This window comes from Calothrix rhizosoleniae SC01, assembly GCF_900185595.1.
Lineage (GTDB): Bacteria > Cyanobacteriota > Cyanobacteriia > Cyanobacteriales > Nostocaceae > Calothrix_A > Calothrix_A rhizosoleniae.
Genome location: NZ_FYBH01000062.1, coordinates 1 through 5959, shown reverse-complemented (window position 1 = coordinate 5959; position 5959 = coordinate 1). Strand labels below are relative to the sequence as shown.

General features: G+C 40.2%; 5 protein-coding genes and 1 pseudogene. 1 reads left to right on the top strand and 5 read right to left on the bottom strand.

The genetic code is table 11. The features are described from left to right. The 4 genes and pseudogenes from CALSC_RS03750 to CALSC_RS03735 form a co-directional block, all read right to left on the bottom strand. Positions 1-434: hypothetical protein (locus CALSC_RS03750; RefSeq protein ID WP_088240078.1), on the bottom strand; the 434-nt coding region annotated here is incomplete at its 3' end. Positions 435-642: 208 nt separating this feature from the next. Continuing rightward, complete coding sequence (pdxA, locus tag CALSC_RS03745; protein ID WP_200817553.1) at positions 643-1692, bottom strand: 4-hydroxythreonine-4-phosphate dehydrogenase PdxA; 1050 nt, start codon at positions 1690-1692, stop codon at positions 643-645. A gap of 276 nt (positions 1693-1968) precedes the next feature. Beyond that, positions 1969-2091 (bottom strand): annotated as a pseudogene (locus CALSC_RS03740) (element excision factor XisI family protein); the annotation flags it as partial. 76 nt (positions 2092-2167) lie between these two features. Further along, positions 2168-3205: a glutathione S-transferase family protein gene (locus CALSC_RS03735; protein ID WP_088240075.1), complete on the bottom strand. Its 1038-nt coding sequence runs from the start codon at positions 3203-3205 to the stop codon at positions 2168-2170. Between the two features lie 356 nt (positions 3206-3561). Here CALSC_RS03735 and trxA point away from each other — a divergent pair, with 356 nt between their 5' ends. After that, the gene (trxA, locus tag CALSC_RS03730; RefSeq protein ID WP_088240074.1) at positions 3562-3885 is read left to right on the top strand and encodes a thioredoxin; all 324 of its coding nucleotides are present in this window, start codon (positions 3562-3564) and stop codon (positions 3883-3885) included. A 75-nt stretch (positions 3886-3960) separates the two neighbouring features. Here trxA and CALSC_RS03725 read toward each other — a convergent pair whose 3' ends face one another. Next, positions 3961-5808 carry a tetratricopeptide repeat protein gene (locus CALSC_RS03725; protein ID WP_200817552.1) on the bottom strand — a complete coding sequence of 616 codons (1848 nt, stop codon included), beginning with the start codon at positions 5806-5808 and terminating at the stop codon, positions 3961-3963. Between the last annotated feature and the right edge of the window lie 151 nt (positions 5809-5959).

Below are 5959 nucleotides of genomic sequence, written 5' to 3'. Positions count from 1 at the left end.
ACTTCTACAGCAAAGGGTGTATCATCTAAACTGAGATTATAATCTGTTTTATCATCGGTATATCCTACACTGGCAACCATCTGCCGACCTGCATCAGTATACTGGAAAGCCATCATTTGATTTTTATCTTGCTTATTATCCCGTGCCCAAATTACCATATATTGTTGACCTTGATAGTCAAAAATTTTGGGTGGACGATTGGGAACATAACGTCCAGCATCACCAAAACTGTTATCCAAAAAGCTTTGCACAGAACTAGCTTCTACAGTCGCATAGGCAACTTCGTCAGGAGAAGTAGCTTCCGCATCCTCTTGAGCATCCACTTCTTCTTCTTTCCCACGGTTCTGGAAGTAATCTACTGCTTTCTTGGTGCCAATAGCGCCAACCGCAGCGACTCCAGCACCAATTAATAAGTTACGCAACATTTTACTCATGGTTTTTCTGGGTCAGTAAAAACATCGAGTTAATATTAGCATCCTATGTACTTACTTCCGAATTGATTCGATTTTTTAATAGATAAAACAAGTTAGTATATTTTTCTAGAAATAATCTTGCTTCTTGTTAAGAAAATATTAAATATTCATAAACAAAAAATATATTTATTTGCTATCTATCTAGAGGTTGATTTCAGAATATTGTCTCTCAGATTTTCTTCTGTAAAGCTAATTCATATGCTAATTGAATTGCAGCTTTCATACTAGTAGCATCAGCAATACCTTTGCCAGCAATATCAAATGCTGTACCATGATCAGGAGAGGTGCGAATAAAAGGTAAGCCAATGGTTGTATTCACAGCCCGGTCAAATGCCATTAATTTGACGGGGATTAAACCTTGATCGTGGTAAAGTGCCAGATAAGCATCGCAGGCTCTTGGGCTTTGTCCATTGCCATACCAAGCTTTACCAGGCTCTACCCACATAGTATCTGGGGGAATCGGGCCATATAATTGTAAGTTAGGACGTTGCTGACGTTGTTCTTCTAACCAGGGAATTAGCCAGTCTTTTTCTTCAGTCCCTAGTTGTCCTGCTTCACCACTGTGGGGATTTAAACCAGCGATCGCAATTTTACCATTGTCAATCCCAAATTGTTTTTCTAGACACTCTACTAATAAATCTAGTTTTTGGGTCATTAACTGTGGTGTTAATACCTGGGGTACTTGACTTAAGGGAATATGAGTTGTGGCTAGTAAGCAGCGTAGGGTCCAATTAGTATGAGGCGATCGCCCTACGAATAACATTCCATATTTATTTATACCAGCTTTTTGTGCCAATAATTCTGTTTGACCAGGGTAATTGTATCCTGCGGCTTTCCATGCTGATTTGGCAATGGGTGCGGTGACTATAGCATCAAATTCTCCATTTAAAGTGTGAGCGATCGCAGTTTCCATATAAGCAAAACTAGCTGCACCACTAGCATTATTCCCTTGACCAATGGTAATATCTGCCTTCATTTTTGTATCTAATGGGACATCAAGGACAGATATATTTTCTGGATTTGCTAAAGGTGCTATTTTGGCAGCTAAATTCAGGTTGGTATAGGTTTGTGCCAGTAAATCCTGACTACCGACAAAAATCACTTCGCCATATTGTCGCAGATGGGGGTCTGCCAAAGCTTTTAAAATCACTTCTGCGCCAATTCCTGCCGGATCTCCCATGGTTAAAGCTAGACGTGGGCGCATTTTATTAGTTGACATTAACCTAGGATTTTTACTTCCAGTAAATATACTACCTTAAGGGTGTTGTTTCGGGCAAGTAATAAGTAATAACTAAGGAACTTCCAATTTTTAAAGTATTCCATTTTCGCTTGTGGGATGGGCTTCTAGCCCGTTCACATCAGTCGGCAGGCAAGGGATGCCTACCCCACAATGGGATAATTTATTTTTTGGTGTTCCCTAATATCAAGTGATCTAGATATCTCCGACTTCTTCAATTAGCCAGGGATATAAGGGATATAGTTCATACAGGAGAACTCATCCCACTGCAAATCCATCATATTGTCGCAAAAATGGAGAATGATAGGCTAATACAATATCCTCCTTGGGAACTCCCAATTCAACTAAAGTATTCGCAACACCATCTTCTGTACCATCGTATATTTTTTCTGGCAAAAAGAATAAAAATAAAGAGGCTGGAACTACTCCCTACTCCCTACTCCCTACTCCCTACTCCCTACTTATTATTCCCCCGTTGATGTGGTTGCCAAAGGTTGGTAATATCAGGACCAGATGGGATAATACCACCAGGATTGAGGGGAAATAAATTACCGTAATAGTCCCGTTTGACGCTTTCTAAATCGCAGGTATCGGCAATTCCCGGTATTTGATACAAGTCCCTGAGATAAGCTCCCAGGTTTTTGTAATCTTGAATGCGGCGCAGATTACATTTAAATAAGCCATAGTAAACCACATCAAAACGGAATAGGGTGGTAAATAAACGCACATCTGCTAATGTGAGTTGGTCGCCGCAGAGATAGCGGTTGGTATCTAAATTTGTATCAATTTCATCTAAAGCTGTAAATAATTCTTCGCAGGCTTGTTCATATGCTGACTGAGTTTGGGCAAAGCCACAGCGATATACACCGTTATTGACTGCATGATAAATTTTATCGTTCCATGTATCTATTTGTGGTTTTAATTCTTCTGGGTATAAATCTAAGCTGGGATTTGCTGCAAACTCGTTAAATTGCGAGTTTAAAATCACGATTATTTCGGCGCTTTCGTTGTTGATAATTGTCTGGGTTTGCTTATCCCACAGCACTGGTACAGTACAACGTCCTTGGTATCCTGGTTGTGCCAAATTATAAACTTCCGGGATAGTCCGACAACCTGACTCTGGTTGATTGAGTACCCATATTCCTTCATCAGAGGATGGGGAAACAATTGTAACTGATATTACTGACTGTAAACCCTTGAGCGATCGCACAACCAAGGTTCGGTGTGCCCAAGGACATCCCAAGCCCACATAAAGATTGTACCGTCCTGTGGCTGGTGGATAGGGATTACCTGGTTCTGTACCAATGGCGTGATGAAACTGAGTTGCTGGGCGAATATACTCGCCAGATTTACTACGGGGAGCAAGATTTGACATCATGATTTGCCACATGGTTGTCCAGACAAATTTTCCCGTGCGGATAATTAATCCAGAGGGGAGGGATTTGCCTTTTTTTCCTTTGTTACTTGTGTTGGAAGAAACAGTGGGCTGTGTCATTGCAGTTATCAATTAACCTATCGATAAATCGAGGTAGAGGGGTTACGGGAAAAACTTTTTTCTTTTCCACTTTGGAAAATTTGGGGGCTTGATACCGATTACTGTTTGGTGATGGCACCATACCATTAATCATGTGGAATATAATTTTAAGTTTTGCCTCCATTTAAATGTATGATACGAGAGATGTTACATAAACATATATTGATAACTCGCTCACAATAAATCTTTTTTCCTTTAACAATTCCTTGTGGGAAATCCCTCAGTACACAGAGGTAGTACTAGCCAGTCAAAAATTTTCAGACTGCGCTGTCAAATATTAAGTCACCCATTTAACAAAATTTCTGGAGTATTTAGCAATGGCTACCGCAACTTTTATTCCTAATGAAACCGAATTTGATACCTTAGTAAAAAATGAGACTGTACTGGTTGTGGATTGTACAGCTACTTGGTGTGGTCCATGTAAACTCATCAGTCCTTTAATAGATAAACTTGCAGAAGAGTATAGCGATCGCGCAAAAGTTTTTAAGTTAGACTTAGATGAAAATAGAGATGTCGCCAAGCGATTTGGCATCAAAAGCATCCCAGCAGTGATGTTTTTTAAGCAAGGTGAATTGATGGAAACATTGGTAGGTGTCAAACCCTATGAAGAGTTCACCGGTGCAATAGAAAAATATTTATAGTGTTACGCCTAAGTGATAAGTAGGGCTTGCTGAAAAAGTCCTACTTAATTACTTATTACTTATTACTGTTAACCATCAAACCTCTGCCTGATACTCTGCAATTAACTGGGGAATATAATCATAACCATCCACACCTATAACAGAAATAATCCGGGGACGATGCTGCTTTAAGACTACCTGAAAAGCTTCTGCTCCCATTTTGCCTTGTAAAATGCTAAGTAATCCCGCAGGTTTGCGCCATTCATAGGAAGCAATTTGATTTAACAAATACATTCCCAAACAACCTGTATAAACTGCCCTTTCTAAATTTTCCAAACTATAATTAGCTTCCGCCAAATTAGCTAAATTCAATCCTTGAAGATATAAGTCTCCAGAAATTTGCGCCACCTTAAATCCAGCTTCTAAATTTGTCACTGCATCCTGATATTGTTCAATTATTTGGTAAGCCACACCCAAGCTACTCAAACATAAAGCCTTACTTTGCACATCACCCAACTGCTCTGATAACTTTAAACCCTGTTGTAGATAATTAATTGCACTCTCATAAGTTTCTGGCTCTAATCTTTCCAACTCCTGGGCTTGCATAACTTGGCTATAACCTAAATTGGTTAAAGCATTTGCTTCCCCTATTTTATCCCCCGCCTGTCTGCTGAGAATTAAAGCCCTTTGACTATAATCAATTGCATCAGTATAATTTTCCTCCTCAACACAGGTACGGCTGAGATGGTTGAGATTGGCAATTTCACAGGTTCTATCCTTTGCATCTCTGGATATATCCAAAGCCTGTTGATGAAAGGAGAGGGAACGTTCATACTCCCCTAATGCTCGTTGAGAATAGCCTAATAAAGTCAAAATCCTAGCTTTCTCTTGGGTGCCTTCTACATGACGTAGTGGTTCATCCAAATAGTTCAATGCATCCCGCAAGTAACTACCAGAGAAGGAAGCAAAAATTCCCCCATACATGGGAAAATACGGTTTTTGAGCAAAGATACGCAATATTTGTAACATAATTTGCGAAGCCCAATTGCCGTATGGGGTCTCAACATCAAAGCTATCTGCTAGTTGGCTCCAAATGACAGCAAAAGTCAAAAATGTAGAAATCGATAATTTAGAACCCGCCTCAATGTTATAAGGTTGATTGTCAAACCAACTTACTAGCCCCCTTTGGATGTACTGTAAAACCAGAGTTAACTCCACCCATTCACCTAAGGTAATATCATCGTAGTCATAATCATCAGCAAATTCCACTACGGATTCTTCCATTGCCAAAGTACGAAATAATGCCTGAGGTATGCGGCTATTAACCTTTTTTGACCATAGTGCCCAAGGTCCCTTTTCCCCTGGAACACCGCCAAATCCCAAGGATTGCTGCTGCTCATACATCCAACTGAGGAGGTGTTCTTGCAATCTTCCCCAAGCAGCCACACCACAGCTAATTCCATCAGCTATTTCCTGCAAATCTGAGTCTGCTTGGGCAAACTGGCGTAAAGATTTTGACAATTGTTGTAATTGTTGGATATTAAGAGGATATTTGCGATTGGGATCAATGGTGCCTAGTAAAGTTGTTAAACGCTCTTCCGAAGAAGTGATAGTAATTTCCTTGACTGCGGAAGCTATAGCTTCTGCGGCTTGATTCTGCTCTTGTGCCTTTTCCCATTGACTTTGAATGGTTTTCATTGCTCTCAAACGACGAGTGGCTTTTGCTTGTTTGAGTTCATCTGTTTCTTGCTCCAGTAGTTGCTGGGTAGAATTGAGACAATCACTCAAAGCCATTTCAAATATTTCTCCTGTCCCTATAGTCATATTTTTGAGCAACATTTGATACACCTGTTCTCCAGAGCTAATTTTGCCTTGGAGAGTGGCTTGCACAATTTCGTCAATTAAGGACAGGTATTTTTCTCGGAATGACGCAGATTCAGACACGTTTACAAATTTAGAGACCATCATGCCAATTTTAAATGGCAATGGGTAAGAAAGGGATAAAGTTAATAGTTGGTTCACAAAGAGGCAGGGGAGCAGGGGGAGTGTGGGAAGATGGGGAAGAGAGGGAAAGAGAGAAAGAGAGAAAGAGAGA